Origin of the sequence: Undibacterium sp. GrIS 1.8 (assembly GCF_040544445.1) — a bacterium.
In the GTDB taxonomy this organism is placed as follows: domain Bacteria; phylum Pseudomonadota; class Gammaproteobacteria; order Burkholderiales; family Burkholderiaceae_D; genus Undibacterium.
This window is the reverse complement of record NZ_JBEONQ010000008.1, coordinates 20,066-42,051: the sequence shown is the minus strand read 5'-3', so window position 1 is coordinate 42,051 and position 21,986 is coordinate 20,066. Positions and strand designations below refer to the sequence as shown.

The window sequence follows — 21,986 nt, the reverse complement described above, 5'->3', positions numbered from 1 at the left end:
GGCCTGCAAGCCGCATTATCATTGGACGATGATTTTAACCGTAGGGTGCGCCATGCGCACCACACTCATCTTTGCTGGTGCGCATGGCGCACCCTACAGTTTTAATTCCATAACGAGGCGATCAAGCTTACGCTGCTTGCTGACTCACTTTGCTCGCTTCGGCAATTGCATTCAATTGATCGATCACAGCCTGATCAAATTGCATTGCCTTTGCTGGCGGGATCACCAGCGTCGTGATTTGCCTCAACAGTGCCGTCGGTAAGTCGCCTAGACGTACTTTGTCAATTCGCATCTTTTCCATGGGGTTGGTGGCAGCCTCGTACAAAATAACTTCGTGCTCAAGAGGATAGTAACGAGCCAGTTTGTTCACCAGTATTTGTAAATGCGCGGTATTAGTCTCAAACTTCTTCAAGCTCAAATCACCCGCTAAGCCAGGCTGCCACAAGATTTGTAAACAGGTTGGATCAAGCACATGCTGGTAGATCATAAATTGGGTTGTCTCCATGGATTGCATACCAGTTTTGGCCGGATCAATTCCGATATCTGCCACCAGACAATCCTCGGCAGAAATCCCTGGCTCCATCACAGCGCTGTAACCCTCGGCTCTGGCATCCGCGATTGCCATGTGAGCGATACAGGCAAAAATACCGGGATGCCCGTAGAACGCAGCACACACAGTTTTACCAGCACGCACCTGATCCAGAATCGTATCGGCCATACGGCGATAGGTATCACGACGATCTTTCCCTTCGATCTCGACATCGCTGTAATAGCCAAGCAAGCAGATATATTCTTTAGCGATACCTTGTAGCCATTTGCGGGCGAAAATATTAGGTACGGCAGCAATGACGATATCGCTATTTTCAATATAACTTTGGGCAATCGGGGTAAGTTGTCCGGCCATACGCATGCCCGTACCGACGCAAATTAACTTACCTTGCTTTTGATTGGACATAGACGTCCTTTAGATAAAAAACTACTGATGATGGACGGATACACAGTTACGCCCCCGAGATTTAGACAAATATAAAGCCTGATCCGCTGCTTCCAGCGTCGCTTTGAACGTACGATTTGGTCCGACAGGAAAACTGGCTACACCAAAACTAGCGGACAATTTGAATTGATGACCGCTTGCGGTGGTGTCAATAGATTCAATCGCATTGCGGCAGCGCTCTGCTAACTGCAGGGCCGTGTCTGAATTCGAGTCCGGCATACAAATGGCGAACTCCTCACCTCCAAGCCGTCCGAACAAATCTACTTTACGGAGCTGAGACTGCACTACCTCGGTCACTGTCTTCAAGACCCAGTCACCTGTAGCGTGACCAAAAGTGTCATTCACTTTTTTAAACAAATCCATGTCGAACAAAATGATGCTCATCCCACTAGAATTTTTTTCAAAAATATCGGTCGCACAAGTCATAAAGTGCATACGATTTGCGACCTGCGTTAAGCCATCTGTTTGGGAAAATTGACGGAAGCGATTTTTTTGTTCCAAGGTTTTCATCAACCAGATCAAAATAGACAGCAATAATCCCAGTACGAAAGTTACTGCAACCAACAATAATTGATTGTTCCGCTTTTCTAATTGCTGCTCGATATGAAGAACCTTATTTTTTTCCTCCAACAAGCTCATTTGATTGGCTTTATCCCGCGTATCAAACTTCACACGCTGATAGGCAATATTTTTTTGTAGCTGCTCATCGAGTATCTTATTTTTTAAGACCAAAGCTGTACCGTAATACTCCAACGCAATAGGAAGTTGCCCTTGCGCACGCTTAATCGCAGCCATAGTTTCGCTTGTTTTTTCCATAAGCTGAACGACATGTGCCTCTTTCGCATGTTGATAGGCGACTAAGCCATATCGTTCTGCTAAAACAAGATTACCAATATTGAGATACCCACGAGCCAATGCCTCTTCTAATTGAGTCGCATTGTCAGCACTTTGATTGGTATTCGAGAATTCAAATAATAATGGCAGGCCAGCGTCTATGCCTTGTAAATAATTACCTGAATCAATTAAATCTACCACACCAAGCGTTTTGACTATCAATGAAATAAATGCCCGACCATTTAAGTCACAAATTTCTTCAGTTTCATGCATTAGAGATCTTGCGATCAATCGTTCACCCTGCAGAAATTTTATTTCTACCAAGTTTGCGCTACCAAGGCATTTTGCAGAAAGATCGTCATCAGAAGTATGAAGGGAGAGCATTCTTTGAGTGTACTGAAGTGCCTCGTCATATGCTCGCAAGGACACAAACAATGTTATCGCCGCTTGTAATATGTCGATTTTCGCGATCAACGTATTAACCTTCGGCAGCATCAAAATGCTTTGATTCATGGCTTCCAAAGCACTTTCGTAATCGCCAAGTGCAGTATGAGAGGCCGATAATTGATACAAGAATTTCGTTTTGTAGTCTGGATCAGAAACCTGATCAATAAAAGATTTGACCAATTCAATACGCTCTTTGTGACGTCCAGAAAATCCTAAAAGAGATGCCTTAAGCAAATGGAATTTTTCAGTTTGCGTCCGCGTAAAACTCGATGTTTCTTTTTCCAGTTGATTTAATATTGCCTTTGCTTTTTCAGGATCACTACTCAAAAACTGAGCCGCTAATTTACATCTAGCATCAACAGTTAAATTACTATCAGCAAAAACAGGAGATATAAGGCTGATTAATATCGTAATAGCAATTATATTTATCAGCTTCAAAATATACACCTTCAATTAAAGCTTGCTAAAGAGAAAAGTAAATAAAGAGTTTTAAGAGGTTTGAGATACTTCAATAGACGGCAGTTCGCTAGAAGAAATCCCCAATAAACCTGCTATTAGATTTTTATCACCCGACATAAAAGCATCTTGCTCTTCTTGAGTTAATCCAAAATCTGTCATTGTATTTACAGGATCAGCATTATGAGCATCGCGTGCAACTGCGTCTTTGTCGAGCACATTCAAATAATCCAATAGTTTTGACATAATCGTTTTCCTTTGGTTGGGTTAAAGATAAGGTACAGCCTTAAGGATTCTATAATGTTTCTTTTAAACACTGGAAAAAATCTGTCACTTCTGTGCTCGATACGTAGCGGCCAGAAGTAAAAATTTGTATCGATTATTGAGCTTACGAACCTAAGCCCTCGCCGACAGATACCCAAGCCGCTTGTGCTACCTCTCTCCGGTGTGCGTTTTCAGTTGAAATGACTGGTAGACGAATGAGGTCGGCTGTCATGCCGCCGCCTTGCAAAATCAGTCGCATGCTTTCGACGAAGGTCATCTCGCCGATAAAATCCGCTGCGGTGTGCAATGCTCCTTGAGCATCGACATAGCGGATGGCAAAGGGTTGGACCGGGACGCGGGCTTCGATGGCGGCTTCAAACAGATTGGCATGGAACGGCAAAATTGCACCCTGTGCTGCAGTGGTACCTTCGGGGAAAAAGGCGATGCGTTTGCCTGCTTCGATCTGGTGTACCAGGCCTTCATAGATGCGACGTACTTCGCGTTGCTTGCCGCGGGCTAAAAAAATCGTGCCCGCCTTTTCGCACAGCCAGCCGACCAGTGGCCATTTTCGGATGTCGGATTTGGCGACGAAGTGGCAGGGTTGCAGCGTATTTAATACGAAAATATCTAGCCAGGAAACATGATTGGATACAACCAGCACGTTGGAAGACGCGTGCGCTGACAGGGAGTCGGCTGCGCGATCAATCAAGCGCACTCTGACTTTGCAAATGGTAAGTAAGTTTTTAGACCAGCGGCGGATTAGCGCCTCGTGGGTTGCAGTGCTAGTCCACGGAAAAATCACCGCACAGGTGAGCATGCCCGCAAACAAGTGAACGATGATACGTATAAAACGCCAAGCTATCATGCCTACCCTGTATCTTTTTTACAGGATTTACGCAAAACCGCCCCAACCGCGTTGCAGCACCTAGCCGTAGCGAAGCACTGTCGTCATCGCTCGCCTTGTTGGGACAATTTTGCGTAAATCCTATTTAGTTAAATATATACTGGGAGTGGGTATTTTTAATTGTCCATATATTACTTGGATATTAAGCATGATTATTACCCATACTCCCCTATTTTTGCCAAACAACAGGCACTTCAGTCGGCCAACTGTGTACGAACTAGCGACTTTGGCTAGACCACTTCATAGGCTACATGACCAGATACGATAGTGGCTTTGACGATGCCGGGCAGTTCATAGCCGATAAATGGCGTGTGCTTGCCTTGACTAGTCAGGGCTTTGGGTTCGACCAGCCAACGGGCTGCTGGATCGAACAGACACAGGTCGGCGACGCTGCCGACACTCAACGCACCGCAAGGCAAGCTGGCGACCTTGGCGGCACCGTTGGTGATTGTCGACAAAGCTTGCGTCATGGAGACTGTGCCATGGCTGTCCTCTACCCATTTCAGAGTCAGCGACAAGAGCAATTCCAAACCAGTGGCACCGGGTGATGCCTCGGCAAATGGCAGCAGTTTTTCATCATCATCGACCGGCGTGTGGTCTGAGCAGATGGCGTCTATCGTGCCATCTAACAATGCGCTACGGATCGCATCGCGGTCACGCTGGCTTCGCAGTGGCGGCGTGAGGTGGGCATTGGCGTCGAAGTAGCCGATGTCGGCATCGGTCAGGTGAACGTGATGCGCGCCGACATCGCAAGTGAGGAGCAAACCTTCTTTTTTTGCCTGTCGCACCAGATCTAACCCGGCAGCAGATGAAATACGACATAGATGGACTTTGGCACCTGTCGCACGCATCAATTCAAATAAGGTGTGCAGTGCAATCGTTTCTGCCATAACGGGCACACCGGATAAGCCAAGGCGCGATGCCAAGGGCCCACTGTGGGCTACGCCACCTTTACCAATAAAAGCATCTTGCGGACGCAGCCAGACGGTGTAAGCAAAAGTGCTGGCGTATTGCAGTGCGCGTTGCAATATATTGGTGTCGGCAATGGTGACATCCGCTTGCGAAAAGCCGATGCAACCAGCGTCGGTCAGCGCAGACATTTCTGTCAGGGCTTCGCCTTTCAATCCAACGGTAAGTGCGCCCAAGGGGTAAACATGTGCCTTGTTTTGGATTTTGGCACGTTGTTTGAGCATCTCAACCAGACCGGATTCGTCCAGTACTGGATCAGTATCTGGCGGACAAACCAGACTAGTCACGCCACCGCGCATGGCGGCTTGCAACTCGGACTCTAAAGTAGCTTTATATTCAAAACCCGGCTCACGCAAGCGGGCGCTGAGATCGACCAAGCCTGGCGCGACAATCAATCCGGTCGCATCTATGATTTTATTCGCGACAAAATCAGCAGGTGCCTGACCAATGGCGACGATCTTGCCAGCGGCAATATAAATATCCTGTACGCCGTCGATCTGGTTGGCAGGATCAATCACACGGCCATTTTTGATGTGTAGTTTCATTCTGGTTTTTCTTCTTTATTTTCTACGTAATAATATTAAAAGGACTTACACAAAATTGTGCCAGCAAGGCGTAGCGACGAAGTTAGTACTTTAGTACAGCTAGGAGCTACAACGCAGTTGGGGCGGTTTTGCGTAAGTTCTAATTAATTCCCAGCGACGATGCTCATCACCGCCATCCGCACCGCGATCCCAAATGTCACCTGCGGCAAGATCACTGCCTGCGGGCCATCGGCGACCGCAGAATCAATCTCTACACCACGATTCATCGGACCTGGATGCATGACGATAGCATCTGGTTTTGCTAATGCCAGTCGCTCCGGTGTTAAGCCGTAGCTTTTAAAATATTCTTGCGCGGAAGGCAGTAAAGCGCCGCTCATACGCTCATTTTGCAGGCGTAGCATGATGATCACATCGACGCCTTTGAGACCTTCATCCATATTATTAAACACGCGCACGCCCATCTGCTCTAAGCCACCCGGCAACAAAGTACGCGGGCCAATCACACGCACCTCTGGCACGCCTAAGGTCGTCAGTGCGTGGATGTCGGAGCGCGCAACACGGCTATGCAGTACGTCACCGACAATAGCGACCGTCAGATTAGTAAAATCTTTTTTGTAGTGACGGATGGTGTACATGTCCAGCAAACCTTGGGTTGGATGCGCATGACGTCCATCACCCGCATTGATCACATGCACATGATTTTGCTTGGTGTCGTTGAGATGTTTGGCAATCAGAAACGGTGCGCCGGAGGTGGCGTGGCGCACAACAAACATATCGGCATGCATCGCAGCCAGATTGTCTATCGTATCTAATAACGATTCGCCCTTGCTGGTACTGGAGGCGGAAATATTAAGATTGATTACATCAGCAGACAAACGTTTTGAGGCAATCTCGAACGTGGTGCGGGTACGGGTAGAGTTTTCAAAGAACAGGTTGAAGACACTTTTACCGCGCATCAAAGGTACTTTTTTGACTTCTCTGTCGCTGATACTGACGAAAGAGGAGGCGGTATCCAAAATATGATTGACGATGGATTTTGGCAAGCCGTCAATCGTCAGCAGATGCTGGAGTTCGCCATTTTTATTGAGTTGGGGATTATGCATGATCGATTGAGAAGCTAAGTTGTCCTGAATCTGCACGTCGCAGATTGACGGATGAAGAGGGTTCAAATTCGGCAGTGTGGGCGACGAAATCAGCGGCGATCGGTAGTTCGCGGCCACCGCGATCCAGTAAAGCAGCCAGCATGATTTTTGCGGGGCGACCGTAATCAAAAAGTTCATTAATCGCTGCCCGCGTGGTGCGACCGGTATAGAGCACATCATCGACCAGGATAATGCTGGCACCGTTCACATCAAACGGAATTTGGGTCGGCTTGACCTCGGCGTGCAGACCTTTTTCGGCATAATCATCGCGATAAAACGAGACGTCGATAAATCCAGGTTTTATCTGCAGCCCTAAATCAGAAGTTAGTCGCTCGGCAAGCCACGCACCACCGGAATAAATACCAACAATCGCCAGATGATCATCGTTGGCAACACGTGCCTTAATTTGCGCCAGCAATTGCTGGTAAAGCGTCTCTGCGTCTGGTAACTGCTTCGTAGTGGTCATAGCAAGCTTCATTGATGGAATCAGTTATTAGGATCAGTTAATGAATAAATTAGTAGAGTCAATTCGTGGCATCAAAATATTGTTGCAATATGAGTGCCGCAGCTTGTGCATCAATACGCTCACCACGTTTAGCATGGATGACGGCGGAAGAATAGCGTTCATCAACCAACTCCACCTGCACGGAAAACCGGCCATGCAGTTGATTAGCAAACCGCCGGCAGCGCTGTGTCATTTCATGTTCGGCACCGTCGGGATGCATGGGTAAACCAATCACACATAAAATAGGTTGCCAGGATTTGATCAGCGCAGCAATTTCATCAAACTTAGCATCATTGGTAGCAGCGCTGATGATAGAGAGCGCCTGCGACTGTCTGAGCACGGTATTACCAACAGCAACACCGATACGCTTCAAACCAAAATCAAATGCCAATATCGTGCCTGTAAGAGGAATAGAACCAGGAACAATAGCGGGGGCGGAAATGGGGGAAGTATTCGGTTCTGGAGCAGACATAGCGAGACTTGTCATCAGGCGTGTCCTGCCTCGGAGGCGAGCATCAGCGGATCAATGCCGAGTAATTTTATCGCTGCCAGAAATCGCTCTTCTATCGGCAGGTCGAACAAAATTTTGGCATCTGCTGCTACCGTCAACCAGCCGTTGGCTAAAATTTCTTGTTCAAGCTGACCCGCACTCCATCCGGCATAACCAATACTGACCATGACTTGTTCCGGCCCATCGCCAGAAGCTACGGCTTCCAGCACATCGCGCGATGTGGTGAAAGCAATTTCGTCGGTTACTTTAAGTGAAGAGGAAAATTTACCAACTGGAGCATGCAATACAAAGCCCCGGTCATCCTGCACGGGGCCGCCGAACATCACAGGCTTCTCACGCATAGGATGGGAATTAGGGATAATTTCTAACTTAAGATCAATCCGGTCAAACAGGCCTGCTACTGTCAAATCAGTCGGCTTGTTAATCACCAAACCCATCGCACCGCGCTGATTATGTTCGCACAGGTAAATCACGGTTCCACCAAAAATCGGATCGAGCATGGAGGGCATGGCGATCAAAAAATGATTGGTCAGATTTAATTCTGATGCAGATGGTGCTTGCGGTTGGTGTTGCGCTTCAGAGGAGTTTGGAGCAGATGCGCCAGAAGACGCAGGAGACACTTGATCAGGCGCAATAGTAGCCTCGGGCTCTTGTTGCACTGGATTGTCAGACTTCGGGGGTTTAATTTGCTTCGCCATGTCGACATTTTAGCATTTTTGGCGTGCTTTTTCGATGTGTGCTAAGGTGCGCAAACGCTGGCATTACCACCTGAAAATCATGTCAATTAACTCATAAAATGATCTCTTCTTCCCCGACAACCCATCCTGCCTCCACCGATATTTTGCCCGTTTCTTTAGTCTGGTTCAGACGTGATTTACGTAGCTTTGACCATGCTGCGTTATATGCCGCGCTGAAACACAGCGCAGCGGTATATTGTGTTTTTATATTTGATGCCACGATTTTGCAAGGACTGCCTGCCAACGACAGACGCGTCTGGTTTATCTACGAAAGCATCAAAGAATTAGCGCAAGAGCTGAAAAAAATGGGCGGGAGTCTGATAGTCCTGCATGGCGATCCTGAAGATGAAATTCCCAGACTGGCAGCGGAGTTGCATGCCTCTGTAGTGTTCGCTAATCATGATTACGAACCGCAGGCGATTGCACGGGACAACATTGTTAAAACTCGGCTCGCTAGTTTTAACTGCGCACTTCATACCCGTAAGGATCAGGTGATTTTTGAGAAAGACGAGGTCTTGTCCTTGGCTGGCACAACTTTTTCAGTATTTACGGCTTACAAAAACGCGTGGCTAAAAAAATTCTATGCAGAAGGCAGCGATTTTTATAGCAAGCCTTATCCGGTTGAAACCTATGCTGATCGCTTAAGAGCGTTTCCGGATGAAAGCATACCAAGCTTGCAGGCAATGGGGTTCAGCGACACAAGCGACTCCCATATGAATATACCGGCAGGCATGTCCGGCGGAGCCAAATTGCTTGAGGATTTTTTACATCGAATTCATCGATATGATCTGGCGCGGGATTATCCAGCAGTCAAAGGTCCCTCGTATCTATCGGTACATTTACGGTTTGGGACTGTCTCAGTGCGCCATTTGGTCAGAGAGGCGATGGCTTGCGTGCGCACAGTGGCAGACCAATCGGGCGCACAAACCTGGTTGAATGAACTGATCTGGCGGGATTTTTATTTCATGATCCTGAATCACCATCCGCGCGTAGTTGGTCATGCTTTTAAACCTGATTATGACGCCATCCAGTGGGAGAGTGGCGCTCGCGCAGAATCCTTATTCGCGGCCTGGTGTGAGGGACGTACTGGCTATCCATTAGTCGACGCTGCCATGCTGCAACTGAATCAGACTGGCTATATGCACAACCGTTTACGGATGGTGACGGCCTGTTTTCTGATCAAAGACCTTGGGATAGACTGGCGCTGGGGTGAGCGTTATTTTGCACAACATTTAAATGATTTTGATTTGTCGGCAAATAATGGTGGCTGGCAGTGGGCGGCCTCTTCTGGCTGTGATGCGCAACCCTATTTCCGCATCTTTAATCCTGTAACACAATCAGAGAAATTTGATGCAGAAGCTAAGTTCATTCGCAAGTATTTACCCCAATTAAGCAAGCTCAGTAACAAGCAAATTCACGCGCCCTGGACACAGACAACTGAGGTCTTGGAACTTGCAGGTGTCCGCTTAGGTAAGGATTATCCTGCGCCGGTGATTGCCCATGATCAGGCGCGTAAGGCGACACTGGCACGCTATGCCGTTGTGAAAAAACCGGACGAAAAAAATGCACCTGATTAGGGTGCATTTTTAAGACTCATCAGAACATTTTTACTGAGAAGTTTAATCAAGAAGCTGATCTAAAATTGAACTTCTCAGGTGGAGAAAATTAAATGACAACGGCTTCTTTACCTACGAAGCGCACAATCGCTCCCAATAAATCGTCCTCGCGGTACGGCTTACCAAAATATTCATTTACACCTAACTCCTGCGCGTAATTGCGATGCTTATCCGCAGTACGTGATGTAATCATGATGATAGGAATATGACTGGTACGTGCATCACTGCGTACGTTGCGCGTCAAATCGAAGCCATCCATGCGCGGCATTTCAATATCTACCAGCATGACATCGGGAGTAACTGACTGCAATTGTTCCAGCGCGTCAATGCCATCTTTTGCCAACACAACCTGGTAGCCTTCACGCGTCAACAAGCGTTGTGTAACCCGGCGCACGGTCAACGAATCATCCACCACCATAATAGTGTGCTGAGTCCGCAAACCTTGTACTGGAACCGATTGGACTTTACTTGGCTCGGTATTGAGATTAGCGACGGCACCCATATCTGGATTTTCTGGCGTTGGTGTTGCACTAGGATGGCGAGCATGTTCGTGCTCCATTCTATATGCCAAAGGCACAGGATTAAGGATTAAAACAATTTCGCCTGAACCCAACACCGTTGCGCCAGCAATACCTGCCATACGCGCTAATTGTGGTCCAATATTTTTAACCACAACCTCGCGGTTACCGACGATATCGTCAACATGAATTGCGACGCGCTCAGCACCACTCTTCATAATCAATAAAGGTGTGTATTGCTGAGAAGTCGGTGCAACTTCATTCTCACCAAGCAAGGTAGACAAATAATGCATGGCAACGCGATTGCCTTGCCACATGATTGCGCCGTCGTTATAGGCATTAGCTAATACAGCCGATTTCAGTTGCTGTACTTGCTCTACCAAGACGGACGGCACCGCAAATGTTTTTCCACCTGACTTCAAAATAACCACTTGAGTCACAGCCAAAGTCAGTGGTAAGTGAATAGTAAAGTGCGCACCTTTACCCTCGACAGAAGTTACCTCAACCCGACCGCCTAAGGATGCAGCTTCAGAGCGAACTACGTCCATGCCAACACCGCGCCCGGCTAACTCGGTTACTTCGTTGGCAGTTGAGAAGCCAGGCTCAAAAATCATGTTAACGGCTTCAGCATCACTAGCGCTTTCGTCATAGCCAAGCAAACCTACCGTTTTGGCTTTTTCGCGGATACGTGCCAGATTCAAACCTTGGCCATCATCAGTAAAGTGGATCACCACTTCGTTACCTTCCTGACGAATTTCAACTAGCAATTCACCTGTTTCTTCTTTTCCATTTTGACGACGTGATTCGCGTGACTCAATGCCATGGACAATAGCGTTACGTAACAAATGTTCGAAAGGTCCAACCATTTTTTCCAACACGCTACGATCGATCTCAACTGAAGTGCCACGAATATCTAAATTGACGCGCTTATCAACCTCTTTTGAAGTCTGACGTGTCACACGATATAAACGCTCAGAGATACTAGCAAACGGAATCATACGAACACGCATCAGATCCTGCTGCAAATCACGCGTCAGGCGCGCTTGCACATGCAAGTCATTGGATGCATTGTCAATCGTACGAGTCAAGTTATTTTGCACAGTAGATACGTCGCTGACGCTCTCTGCCATCATCCGTGTCAGTTCTTGCAAACGGGTAAACCGGTCGAATTCTAATGGATCAAATTCACGATCACCTGACATCGCCATACGCGATGTAATTTGCGTTTCTGCCTGAATTTCTACTTCACGCAATTGATCGCGCAAGCGATTTACGTTATCGGTCAATTCAGTTAACGAAGTACGTAAGGTGCTTACTTCATTTTCTAGTTTGGAGCGAGAGATAGAAACTTCACCGGCCTGATTGACCAGACGATCCAAAATATCTGCTCGTACCCGCACCAACGGCACCGGTGCTGCGGGTGTTGTAGCCGCTGGCACAGTGGTACGAGGCGTGGAACTGACCGCTTTATTAAATGACGGACTGGAAGACTGCAGCGGCAAAATCGAGGTCAGGCTTACCAATTCTCTTGGTGTTTGCACTACTTCAGCAACTGGCGCACTCAAAGTCTCTTGGAACTGATCTAGCTCTTGCGCTGCAGTAAGTGGTGCTGCTGGCGCTTGTACTTCGACCGCATTTGGATTTTGCAAACGGTCAAACAATTGCATGCTGTAATCGTGTCGCATCAGCAGATCATCCATCAAGGATAATCGTGCCACCCCGCCAGCACCTGCGTGCATCAGGTTTTCAAGGCGAGTTTCCATATCATGAGTGTGCTGACCCAATTCCATCGCACCAGCCATCCGAGCACTACCCTTAATTGTATGCATCAAACGCAGAATAGATTGTGGTACCGCGATCTCTTCTGGTTGCTGCTTCCAAGTACGCAATAGCTGCCCAACCATAGGCAACAAATCGTGGCCCTCTTCGATAAATACTGGCAGCAAATCAAGATCGAGATCATCTTTAATGCGTAGATCAGGATCTGAGCTTAATACCGCAGGTTCGTATGCGCTGGCAACGATAGTTTCTGCCAATACATCTGCAGGCGCTGGGGTCTCCAGCGGCTGCGCTATAACTTCTATGATTTGAACTTCCGGCTCTGGGTCTGGCTCACTCAACTCTAGAACTGGAGGTGAAGCTAAGGTAGCCTGATGAGTATCCTTAACTACCGGCATCTCAGCAACTTCTAACACGGGGTGCTCAGTAGCAACTAAGTCTTGATTGCCTAAAGATGCAGTTAATTCAGGGACATCATGCTGCGAAATATCAACAAGAGAAGTATCTGCATTTTCTCCATGAACTTCAGAGGCTTCAAATTCAGTGGTTTCAGCAGAAACATCCTCTGCAGTATCGATTGAATTTTCTACGAAAGAATCGGACTGAGCAGCTAAATCCTTAGTCTCAACAATATCAGGTGATTCGCTAAGGTCGTTTAAATCAAGTTTTTCATTTGTGGATGTAATGAACTCATCATCGGCACCAGCATCTGACCGCCCGATAATTGCTTGCAGCAATTTCTCTAATTGGCGCACTTCAGTTGGGGCATGTTCAGCCATTTCTGATAAGGCAAACTTTTGCAGCATTGATTTAACCGCATCGACGCTGTGATCTACTACGTCATATTCAGCATTATCTAAAGTGACAGGGTGGCGTTCCAAGCGCTGCAAAACCATTTCTAAACCATGCGCTAATTCTTGCACCGCTTTCAATCCGACAGTAGCAGAACTACCGGCCAAAGAATGTGCTGCATGAACTGCGTGCTTAGATACTGGGCGATGTGGCTCGTGTCGCCATTCTGCAAAGTCCTGCGCCAAGAAGCGAACAATTTCATCCGTCTCTGCCATGTAAATCGTGTGTAATGGCAAACTAATTTCGATATCGCCAATACGTTTGACATTATCATCTTGCGTTGATAAAGGCTTGGACAAATCAGGGAATTCAATAATTTGAGCACTGCTAGTGCCGATCAAATTATCAGTCAATGCAGTGGCATGAGCTGTATCTGCAGATTCGCTAACTTGATTAGTATCTTGAGTATCGGCGACCTGATCAGGAGCATCTAAATTCGTTACGTCTAGGTTGGCAGAATTTAAGTTTGTCGAATCTAATAGTGGCAAAACAGGCAAAACATCGTCAACATTTAAATCAGGAAGATTGTCCGCATTCGGAGACGCAACCAGCAAATCATGCGAAGGCTCGTCTAATATTGGACTGTCCTGCTCTTGCAACTCGGCATGTGCAGGTATTTCTGCCACAAAAGCGGCCAGGTCAGCATGCTCAGTCAATGCCTCACTATGTAAATCGTCCGCCTCATCCTCGAGTGCGATCGCTTGGATTACTTCCTCTACTGACTCGTGTTCAGTCGCAGAGGTATTTTCCTCTACAACCTGAGTAGCTACTATCTCAGAAACTTCAGGCTCAGCATCGATACTTTCTTGTAACGCTGGGGTGCCAACTACTTCATTTGCTATTTCACTTAATGGCGTAGCTTGCTGCTCTTCTATATATGAATAATCTTGTCCCGCCTTCATCCTCTCAGCAGCGGCAATAACAGCATGACCATTTCTCGTTGAGTAGCCAGATTGCTTTAAATCTTCTACCCATACAGTTAATTCATCCGCAGCTTTATCAAGCAATGCATATAAATTTTCATTACCGTTGCGCGACTCAGATAGCCACAGATTCATCACCTGTTCTATGCTCCAGGCGGCCTCACCAAAGACAGTCAGACCAACCATCCGCCCACTTCCTTTTAGAGTATGGAAAGAGCGACGCAAGCTAGTCAGGTCTTCTTGATTATTTGGATTGAGTCTGGAATGAGGCACAGTCTTGCGGACAAACTCTAATACTTCATCCGCTTCTGTCAGGAAAATTTCCAATAACTCGGCATCAATTGCCTCATCACCCTCAGGCAATTCAGGTACATAAGTTGGCGTAGATTCAGTGACTGTATGCGTCGTCGCTGCAACGATTTCATTCAAAGAATCTTGCGACATCGTCGCATCTGCCTTATCTAACAAATCTATAGCTGCTTTGGCTCTGGTATTAGCCTCTGCATCGTCTAACAAAGTAGCAACTGAACGCTCTGACTCGAGAGAATCTTTTAGTTGTGCTTGCAGTTCAGAATTACCCGGCTGCTCCACTAATGAAGCGACCAGCATATCGGATTGATGCTGCTGATTTAATAGCTCTTGTTCAGCGGTCACAACTGTATCAGTTGTATGACTTGCCGCATGACCAATATCGTTAGTGATATTGATGTCTGAAGATGATGAAGACGCATTTAGCGAAGTCGGCAATAATTCTTTGTCTGAATTTTTGTCTAACAGCTTCGTACGAAGTAAGCCTGCCTCTGTATCAAAACTGAATTTTTTCTTTGCGGTATCTGGTTGCGATTGCAATATTTCGATAAAAAATGATAGAGCACCAATATTTTGCGCTACATTTTGGTACGAATTTTCGGCATGCTCAGTACCAGCAATACTGGCGAACTGGCCTATCACTTTACGCGTATGCTCTACTGAAAGCATTACATCATCTTGATCTAAAATAGCTAGCGCACCGCCAATTTGATGCAGAATTGGATCGACCGGCGTCAGGACATCTAAACTATTAGGATCTCGGAAATATTCGTCCAAGATTTTTTCAACCTGGCGCAAACTGGACTGCATCTCTGTAACCAGAACCGACATCGTCTGTCTTTGCTGAGCTTCTCTTGAAATTTCCCCCATCCACGCAGCCTGATTCGGCGGTTCGTCACCAGACACTAGCGACAATAAACGCGTTGTGATTTCATCGGCACGCTCAGAGAAATGTGCTGGCAGACGTGCAATTTGGTCTAGTGCATTCTCAACGAATAACAAACTAGTGGCCAACTCCATGCCAATCTTACTGTTATCCGAAGTATGTGCCGCGTGGCGCGAAATCCCACTCAATTCGCGCAGCAATTTGGACAGAGCCGGAGAGTTCAATTGAGAGCCGCTCTCTGCCAGATCTTTCATTTTTTGCGAAAAACGATCCGCAACACTCATATCGCCGTTCGCAATCCTGCCCCACAAATTTTTTAAATTTGCGACTTGCTCTTTGGCAGTTACCAGAATATTAGCGGGAATTTTTCCATAATTCTTTTGATCATAATCGAGCGGAACTTGATTATCTAATTGGTAGGCACGACGAATTTGTGCAACAAATTCAGAAGGCTGATCAACCTGTGCAATGAAAAATAATGCATCGCGTAATAAGCGTTCCGGAATACTAGAGACACCATCAACCAAGCGACGTATCTGTAAATTAATGCGTCCAAAAATCTGTTTTACATACTGTTCATTTTTGATCGAACCTTTGGATACCGCTTCTGCAAAGCCACGCATCACTAACCAAAAGGCTTTTGTCTGCGCAGTAGTTTGTACCTGCTCGATCTCAGCGATTAAATCATGCATAGTCTGTACAGCTTGCAATTGCTGCGCATGATCTTTATTGGTCAATACTACCAACAGAAGTTTCTCAAACCGCTGTCTGATATGGGTGTAATCAACCTTAACGATCTTAGAACTTAGTGTCAGCTCAGGGATATGTTCTTGAACCGACAGTGAAGGAAAAAACAAATCAGCAGGATGAATTCTTTCCGCGCCTTTAAGTTGTAACAAAGCACGGTAATAAGGAAATAAACGGACAGGTTGATGCGCACTGCCAGACAATAAATCTTCCAGATAACGCAAAATGGCATGGAAAGCATCGTTGATCACATCAACATGCAATTGAGACATTTCCAACTGTCCTGTTTGCAAGCGCTCGACCAGATCCTCAATTGTTTCCGTGACGATAGAGACGCCGTCAATATCAACAATCTGCAAAGCACCATGCGCTTGATGCAAATAGCTTTTTGCATGAAGCAACATAGTAGATTTGCTGTCGTCGTCTTGGGAAACTGCATCCGACAACAATTTTCCGGCACTGGTTATGGCTTCGCGAACTTCGCCCATGACCCAAGAGAGTGGGCCAATATCAAACTGCTCTTGGGAAGTTTCTTGCGAATTTGAAAAATCAGATGTCATGCGTACCCCGCAAACTCAAAGGGCGATAAACCTTCGCTTATCGCCGTGCATTTATGATTTGACTGCATATGCACATATACGCACATATTTATAAAACAGCCAGTAGCTGGATAATTTAGCTAACTAAATTAGCAAACTAAATTAGTTGCGTAACTAAGCAGCAACTCGGAAGCGAGATACCGAGTTTCTAAGTTCTTCAGCCAACATCGACAATTCACTAATGGAATGCGCAGTTTGTTGAGTACCGTTCTGAGTTTGTTCGGTGATCGTCAAAATATGCTGAATATTTTGTGCAACGCCGTTCGCAGAAGTCGCTTGCTGCTCCGTCGCCAAGGAAATACCTTGAATCAATTCGGCCAAACGATTAGAAACACTACGAATCTCAGACAACGCAGTACCAGCAGCATCGGACAGCTTTGCACCCTCAACCACACCCTGTGTTGATTTTTCCATCGCGGCAACCGCATCATGGGTATCTGTTTGAATCGTACGAACCAAGGCGCCAATCTGCTTGGTCGCTTCAGCCGAACGTTCCGCCAGTCGCTGAACCTCTTCCGCAACCACCGAGAAGCCTCGGCCTGCCTCACCCGCTGACGCCGCCTGAATCGCCGCATTCAACGCCAAAACGTTGGTTTGTTCGGTAATATCGGAAATCAGTTCCGTGATCTCACCAATTTCTTGTGAGGATTCACCCAGTCGTTTAATCCGTTTAGATGTTTCTTGAATTTGCTCACGAATCTCGTTCATACCTTTGATCGCGTTTTCCACCGCGTGAGAACCTTGCTCTGCCGCAGCAACTGATTGACGCGCAACTTCGGCGGACTCATTGGCTGAACGTGATACGTCAGTAATATCCTGCGCCATGGTCACAACGATTTGACCCGCATCAGAAATCTCACGTGATTGTTGCTGTGATGCTTCCAACAAATCGTTTGAAATGCCCTGCGCATGATTTGATGCTGAAGTAACTTGCGCAGCTGTTGACGTTACGCGACCAACCAGTCCACGCAACTCTTCCACCGTGTAGTTAACCGAGTCAGCGATCGCTCCAGTGATATCTTCGGATACCGTTGCTTGAATCGTTAAGTCACCATCCGCAACTTCTTGCAATTCATTCATCAGTCGCAAAATCGCAGCCTGATTTTGATCGTTTGCTGCTTTCGCTTCTTCCTCTTGCTTTTGCGCTTGTAACATTTGTGCGCCAGCCTCAACCCGTCGTTCATTCGCTTCTTTTGTACGGTTACGGCTATCTTGCAACAGTACTAACGCAATACCAGCGGCAGATAACAATGCGAATACGGCACTGATCAACATCAACAAGAAATAGATACTGGTTGAATCTTGCTGTGAAGTGTAAGTTTTTTGCAGCTTAGTCAGTTTTTGTTTTAAATCTTCGTTCTCATTAAACAGTAACTGCTCTGACTGTTTAGCAGCAATAAAATTTTGCAGGTTACCGAGAATACTAGAAACCGATGCCTGATACTCTGCAAATGATTTTTGCAATTCTGTTAGCTTTTCACGAGTATCTGCATCTTTTGTCGCTGTTAGGCGTAAAACTTCACTACCGTTCAAGAAGCCATCTACAAGATCGCGGAAAGTATTGGTATCTTTACCCAACAAAAATGCTGTTTCAGGATTTACACCCTCTGAGGTCAAGAATTCATTCGCACTACGAGCCAGACGTTGTGTCAACATAACCAACTGACCAGAAGCAGAAATTTCACGAGAAGTACCACCGCCCTGTACTTTTAATGTCGAAATTTGCTCAGTCAGTTCCAGCAATCCACCAGACAAACCATTCAGTTTTTGTAGCGTCTGACCGAAACCAGTTAATTCTTTGCGCAGCTTCAAAATCGTATCTGCAGCTTTGTCAGAGTTCTTCCACGCTTTTTGCGTATCTTTCAATACTGGCTCAAGAGTTGAATCAGGCCTGCTCACGTCACGCCCCTGGTAAGAACCGCCATTCAACAGAATATTTAAGTCGTTATTCAGCTCCCTGTGGCTTTCATCCAGCTGTTTAAACGCAGCTGGATTACCTTGGATCGAGTTCGGTGCAGCTTTACCAATACGTTGGGAGTGCATCAGCGCCTCACCCGCAATTTGCGCCTGAGTAGAAATTAAGGTTGATTGTGTCGAATTTAAATACACGAAAAGCGCAACCGCTAGTAGGGATGCGATCATTAAAATCAACAGAACACGAATCTGACGTTGCAGAGGCAAACTACCGATTATAGGCAGTCTGATATCCCCACCTTTTTCAATAACGTCACCGATAAAAGTCGCATCTGCGTGTGCTACTGCTGGTCGCTCAACCGGTGCTTTAACAGGCTGCTCTACCTGCAGATTTTCAGACGAAGCTTCTGACGCTTCTGGTGAGAGCATTTTCACATTACTTGCCTCTTCAATCGAATCGGCAGCATCATTGAACTCCCGAACGCCTGATTCAGCTAAGTCAAGCTCATGGTCTTGTTTTTTCTTGGACAAGGACGGTAGTTTAAATGCCATTACTAGGTCTCCTAAACGATTGAGAAGCTACCAGCTATATTATTTTGGATAGCTGACGAATTACAAAATTACGAACTTACGCGATTACAAACCCTACAGACCAACTTGCAAAAAGTCTTGGTTTTGAATTAAAGCAGCGAGGCTTAATTCAACCCAGATATTTGCATCCCGATCACGATATTTTTTTATCATCCAAGGCTTGTAGCTATGCTCGTCAGTATTATCTGATACCAATTGCTCTTCCATATCAGCAGCGTTGCGCAAGCCCAACACTTGTGACACCAACAAACCACTATTGAAAGACAAGCTAGGTGCAAAAGCGACTACGCGGCAACTGTTATCTACATTTGTGACATCACGACCTTCAAAACGCGCCAGATCGACAACACTAGTCAAGCTACCGCGTATGTTTGACAAACCAAGATACCAGTCTTTAGTCAGCGGCACCTTGGTCATCGATCCGGCGGACACGATTTCACCCGCCTCTCGCAGATCTAACAAATAACGCACTTGGCCTATCATCACACCGAGCTGACTAGCACTGAGGCGAGTACCAGTCTGCGCCGCTTGCATGCGCTCGACTAGCTGTGCCTGAAACTCCCGCAAACGGGTACGGCGTAAGGCCTTATCGGGTCTTACACCATCTAAGCGTGTCACCGCTGCAGGCGGGTCTATGTCGCGAGGAGTTTGATCCATAAATTTCTGAAGTGATTATCGGAAAAGTTCAACAAGGTAAACGATTAACCAAGAGCGGCGATTTTCGCCAATAACTCTTGTGGGTCGATAGGTTTTACCAAATAGTCACGCGCGCCTTGGCGCAAACCCCAAATGCGATCGGTTTCTTGATTTTTACTAGTGCAAATGATTACAGGGACGTCTTGCGTCTCAGGATCGCGGGCAATTGCACGCGTGATCTGAAAACCATTTTGACCTGGCATCACTACATCCATCAAAATCAGTTGTGGCTTGTCTGCCTTGATTTTTGTCAGCGCTTCTTCGCCGTTTTCTGCGGTAGAAACTGAGAAGCCATTTTTGACCAGAATATCAGTCAAGAAATAACGCTCAGTTGGAGAATCGTCCACTACCAGAATTTTTTGTATAGCCATTTTATTTCTACCTCAATATTCTTACTTTGAAATCATTTGGATGGCGTGCCGGATGTGTAATTACGAACGGTCTTGAGCAAACTGTCTTTAGTAAACGGTTTGGTAAGATATTCATCCGACCCCACCATAGCGCCGCGCGCCCGATCAAACAAACCGTCTTTAGAAGACAGCATGATAACGGGCGTGTCGCGGAATCTGGCACTTTTTTTGATCAATGCGCAAGTCTGATAACCATCCAGTCTTGGCATTAAAATGTCGCAAAAAATTAAATCAGGGTGTGAATCATTAATTTTAGCCAGCGCATCAAAGCCGTCTTCCGCTAAAACCACTTTATAACCCACTTGCCCCAAAAAAATCTCTGCCGACCGACGAATCGTGCTGCTGTCGTCGATCACCATAATTTTCAAGCTTTCATTACCTGTCAAGGTTGACATAAGATTATCTCTAATAAACTGCGTTAAAAATCATCTAACACTGTAACAAAAAATAAGAAACTTGCGACACTTTTTCCATGAATAAACATTCAACTGCAACAACCGGCATCAAATGATTCAGAAATTTATCTTTTAAGCAATAAAATTAAATTTTAACTATCTTACATCGCCACCATTTCGAAATCTTCTTTACGGGCGCCACATTCAGGGCAAGTCCAGTTCATCGGCACATCGTCCCAACGTGTTCCAGGCGCTATGCCCTCGTCGGGCAAACCGGCTTCTTCGTCATACACCCAACCACAAATCAGGCACATCCAAGTCTTAAATTCTGCAGTTGTTGTTTGTTTATCGCTCACGACCAAAACCCTTCAATCAAGTAAAATACGGAGACTGTCGTACGAATTTTTTGCTACTAAAGCACGTCAAATACGCGCCACGAGTACAGAATATCGTGCAATCATCTCCACAAAGTCGCCTATATTAATCTACCCACCGTGCAAAACCAAATTTCTCCTCTCATTCTTACGTTTGGTGCTTCGGATCCCGTATCTGGTATCGGCATACAAGCAGATTTAGCCTCATTCGCTGCAATGGGCTGCCACGGCTTGCCTGTGATCACTGCGATTCTGGTTGGAGACACCTCTCAAATTGACGATGTTCACCCGATGGAAGCCGATCTGGTTGTTGACCAGGCCCGGACTATTTTGGAAGACATGCCAGTTGTCGCGTTTAAAGTTGGCCAAATCGCCAGCGTAGAAAATGTCACCGTCATTGCGGAGATCGTGTCTGATTATCCCGCTTTGCCATTGGTACTTGATCCGTTTAATTCTGGCATGCCAGACGACCCGGAAGCTGAGGATCTGTTATTAGCCATCCGTGAATTGTTGATACCTCAAGCGACCGTACTAGTGCTTTCCGCAGTAGAGCTATCTCGTTTAGCAGAAACCTGGCGCGAGCCAAATGAAGTAAGCGAATCCGATGAATCCGATAATTTGAATACCGAAACTAATATCGACGACGAGATGCTGGCCGATGTCATGACCTTGATCGAATCCGGTTGTGAATACGTGTTTGTCACCGGCACACCGACCACCACCAATGAAGTAGCCAATATTTTGTTTAACGAAGCAGGCGTCGTCCGTAATGACCATTGGCAGAGAATCACTGGCTCACACGTTGGCGCAGGCACAACTTTGTCTGCCAGTATTGCCGCATTATTGGCAAACGGACTTGAAATCCCCGAGGCAGTTTTAGAAGCGCAAGAATTTACGCTAGCTGCTATTAGTCACGCCCAACGGCTGGGTATGGGCAGATTAATTCCAGATCGTTATTTTTGGGCAAAAGAGCCTGAATAATCTGGGGTCTTGCTATAACTTTCTAGCGCCTGGATTTTACTGGCTCACCATTTTTTTTAATTGCTGGACGCTTACCTCACATTAAATA

The 21,986-nt window shown here is 46.4% G+C and carries 17 protein-coding genes; 2 read left to right on the top strand and 15 right to left on the bottom strand.

Annotation, left to right across the window (positions count from 1 at the left end; genetic code table 11):
• Positions 1-127 precede the first annotated feature (127 nt).
• The 9 genes from AAKU64_RS05465 to AAKU64_RS05425 all read right to left on the bottom strand — a co-directional run bounded on the left by AAKU64_RS05465 (position 128) and on the right by AAKU64_RS05425 (position 8,269).
• A complete protein-coding gene (locus tag AAKU64_RS05465; RefSeq protein ID WP_354361648.1) occupies positions 128-955 on the bottom strand; it encodes an SAM-dependent methyltransferase in 828 nt (275 codons plus the stop codon).
• A gap of 21 nt (positions 956-976) precedes the next feature.
• Positions 977-2,713 (bottom strand): tetratricopeptide repeat-containing diguanylate cyclase, encoded by a 1,737-nt coding sequence (locus tag AAKU64_RS05460; protein WP_354361646.1) that lies wholly within the window; start codon positions 2,711-2,713, stop codon positions 977-979.
• Positions 2,714-2,764: 51 nt separating this feature from the next.
• Entirely contained in the window at positions 2,765-2,977 is a 213-nt protein-coding gene (locus AAKU64_RS05455) for a hypothetical protein (RefSeq protein WP_354361644.1), read from the bottom strand.
• Positions 2,978-3,119: 142 nt separating this feature from the next.
• The gene (locus AAKU64_RS05450; RefSeq protein ID WP_354361642.1) at positions 3,120-3,860 is read right to left on the bottom strand and encodes a lysophospholipid acyltransferase family protein; all 741 of its coding nucleotides are present in this window, start codon (positions 3,858-3,860) and stop codon (positions 3,120-3,122) included.
• A gap of 269 nt (positions 3,861-4,129) precedes the next feature.
• On the bottom strand, positions 4,130-5,413 hold the full coding sequence (locus AAKU64_RS05445; RefSeq protein WP_354361640.1) for a dihydroorotase: 1,284 nt from the start codon (positions 5,411-5,413) through the stop codon (positions 4,130-4,132).
• A 143-nt stretch (positions 5,414-5,556) separates the two neighbouring features.
• Positions 5,557-6,516, bottom strand: a complete 960-nt coding sequence (locus AAKU64_RS05440; RefSeq protein WP_322121374.1) for an aspartate carbamoyltransferase catalytic subunit — start codon at positions 6,514-6,516, stop codon at positions 5,557-5,559.
• Positions 6,509-7,021: a bifunctional pyr operon transcriptional regulator/uracil phosphoribosyltransferase PyrR gene (gene pyrR / locus AAKU64_RS05435; RefSeq protein WP_354361638.1), complete on the bottom strand. Its 513-nt coding sequence runs from the start codon at positions 7,019-7,021 to the stop codon at positions 6,509-6,511. Before pyrR ends, AAKU64_RS05440 begins: the two co-directional genes overlap by 8 nt.
• Positions 7,022-7,079: 58 nt before the next feature.
• Positions 7,080-7,532, bottom strand: coding sequence for a Holliday junction resolvase RuvX (gene ruvX, locus AAKU64_RS05430; protein ID WP_354361636.1), 453 nt, complete (start codon positions 7,530-7,532; stop codon positions 7,080-7,082).
• Between the two features lie 14 nt (positions 7,533-7,546).
• Complete coding sequence (locus AAKU64_RS05425) at positions 7,547-8,269, bottom strand: YqgE/AlgH family protein (protein ID WP_354361634.1); 723 nt, start codon at positions 8,267-8,269, stop codon at positions 7,547-7,549.
• 98 nt (positions 8,270-8,367) lie between these two features.
• Between AAKU64_RS05425 and AAKU64_RS05420 the strand changes: the two genes are divergently transcribed.
• On the top strand, positions 8,368-9,885 hold the full coding sequence (locus AAKU64_RS05420) for a cryptochrome/photolyase family protein (RefSeq protein ID WP_354361632.1): 1,518 nt from the start codon (positions 8,368-8,370) through the stop codon (positions 9,883-9,885).
• A gap of 88 nt (positions 9,886-9,973) precedes the next feature.
• On the opposite strand, the gene AAKU64_RS05415 is transcribed toward AAKU64_RS05420, so the two are convergent.
• From AAKU64_RS05415 to AAKU64_RS05390, 6 genes are all read right to left on the bottom strand, one after another.
• Positions 9,974-16,498, bottom strand: coding sequence for a hybrid sensor histidine kinase/response regulator (locus AAKU64_RS05415; protein WP_354361631.1), 6,525 nt, complete (start codon positions 16,496-16,498; stop codon positions 9,974-9,976).
• Positions 16,499-16,651: 153 nt separating this feature from the next.
• A complete protein-coding gene (locus AAKU64_RS05410) occupies positions 16,652-19,003 on the bottom strand; it encodes a methyl-accepting chemotaxis protein (RefSeq protein ID WP_503012690.1) in 2,352 nt (783 codons plus the stop codon).
• A gap of 93 nt (positions 19,004-19,096) precedes the next feature.
• Positions 19,097-19,699 carry a chemotaxis protein CheW gene (locus AAKU64_RS05405; RefSeq protein ID WP_354361629.1) on the bottom strand — a complete coding sequence of 201 codons (603 nt, stop codon included), beginning with the start codon at positions 19,697-19,699 and terminating at the stop codon, positions 19,097-19,099.
• Between the two features lie 44 nt (positions 19,700-19,743).
• A complete protein-coding gene (locus AAKU64_RS05400) occupies positions 19,744-20,109 on the bottom strand; it encodes a response regulator transcription factor (RefSeq protein ID WP_262837714.1) in 366 nt (121 codons plus the stop codon).
• Between the two features lie 32 nt (positions 20,110-20,141).
• Entirely contained in the window at positions 20,142-20,543 is a 402-nt protein-coding gene (locus AAKU64_RS05395) for a response regulator (RefSeq protein WP_322121366.1), read from the bottom strand.
• Positions 20,544-20,704: 161 nt separating this feature from the next.
• Complete coding sequence (locus AAKU64_RS05390; protein WP_322121697.1) at positions 20,705-20,857, bottom strand: rubredoxin; 153 nt, start codon at positions 20,855-20,857, stop codon at positions 20,705-20,707.
• Positions 20,858-21,037: 180 nt separating this feature from the next.
• Between AAKU64_RS05390 and thiD the strand changes: the two genes are divergently transcribed.
• Positions 21,038-21,898: a bifunctional hydroxymethylpyrimidine kinase/phosphomethylpyrimidine kinase gene (gene thiD, locus AAKU64_RS05385; protein WP_354361627.1), complete on the top strand. Its 861-nt coding sequence runs from the start codon at positions 21,038-21,040 to the stop codon at positions 21,896-21,898.
• Positions 21,899-21,986 lie beyond the last annotated feature (88 nt).

Bases quoted from the DNA above. Each gene is read 5' to 3' on its own strand.
- AAKU64_RS05440 (WP_322121374.1), bottom strand. From the start codon at position 6,516: ATGCATAATCCCCAACTCAATAAAAATGGCGAACTCCAGCATCTGCTG.
- AAKU64_RS05455 (WP_354361644.1), bottom strand. From the start codon at position 2,977: ATGTCAAAACTATTGGATTATTTGAATGTGCTCGACAAAGACGCAGTT.
- AAKU64_RS05390 (WP_322121697.1), bottom strand. From the start codon at position 20,857: ATGTGCCTGATTTGTGGTTGGGTGTATGACGAAGAAGCCGGTTTGCCC.
- AAKU64_RS05425 (WP_354361634.1), bottom strand. From the start codon at position 8,269: ATGGCGAAGCAAATTAAACCCCCGAAGTCTGACAATCCAGTGCAACAA.
- ruvX (WP_354361636.1), bottom strand. From the start codon at position 7,532: ATGTCTGCTCCAGAACCGAATACTTCCCCCATTTCCGCCCCCGCTATT.
- AAKU64_RS05445 (WP_354361640.1), bottom strand. From the start codon at position 5,413: ATGAAACTACACATCAAAAATGGCCGTGTGATTGATCCTGCCAACCAG.
- AAKU64_RS05405 (WP_354361629.1), bottom strand. From the start codon at position 19,699: ATGGATCAAACTCCTCGCGACATAGACCCGCCTGCAGCGGTGACACGC.
- pyrR (WP_354361638.1), bottom strand. From the start codon at position 7,021: ATGACCACTACGAAGCAGTTACCAGACGCAGAGACGCTTTACCAGCAA.
- AAKU64_RS05410 (WP_503012690.1), bottom strand. From the start codon at position 19,003: ATGGCATTTAAACTACCGTCCTTGTCCAAGAAAAAACAAGACCATGAG.
- AAKU64_RS05465 (WP_354361648.1), bottom strand. From the start codon at position 955: ATGTCCAATCAAAAGCAAGGTAAGTTAATTTGCGTCGGTACGGGCATG.
- AAKU64_RS05400 (WP_262837714.1), bottom strand. From the start codon at position 20,109: ATGGCTATACAAAAAATTCTGGTAGTGGACGATTCTCCAACTGAGCGT.
- AAKU64_RS05420 (WP_354361632.1), top strand. From the start codon at position 8,368: ATGATCTCTTCTTCCCCGACAACCCATCCTGCCTCCACCGATATTTTG.
- AAKU64_RS05450 (WP_354361642.1), bottom strand. From the start codon at position 3,860: ATGATAGCTTGGCGTTTTATACGTATCATCGTTCACTTGTTTGCGGGC.
- AAKU64_RS05395 (WP_322121366.1), bottom strand. From the start codon at position 20,543: ATGTCAACCTTGACAGGTAATGAAAGCTTGAAAATTATGGTGATCGAC.
- AAKU64_RS05415 (WP_354361631.1), bottom strand. From the start codon at position 16,498: ATGACATCTGATTTTTCAAATTCGCAAGAAACTTCCCAAGAGCAGTTT.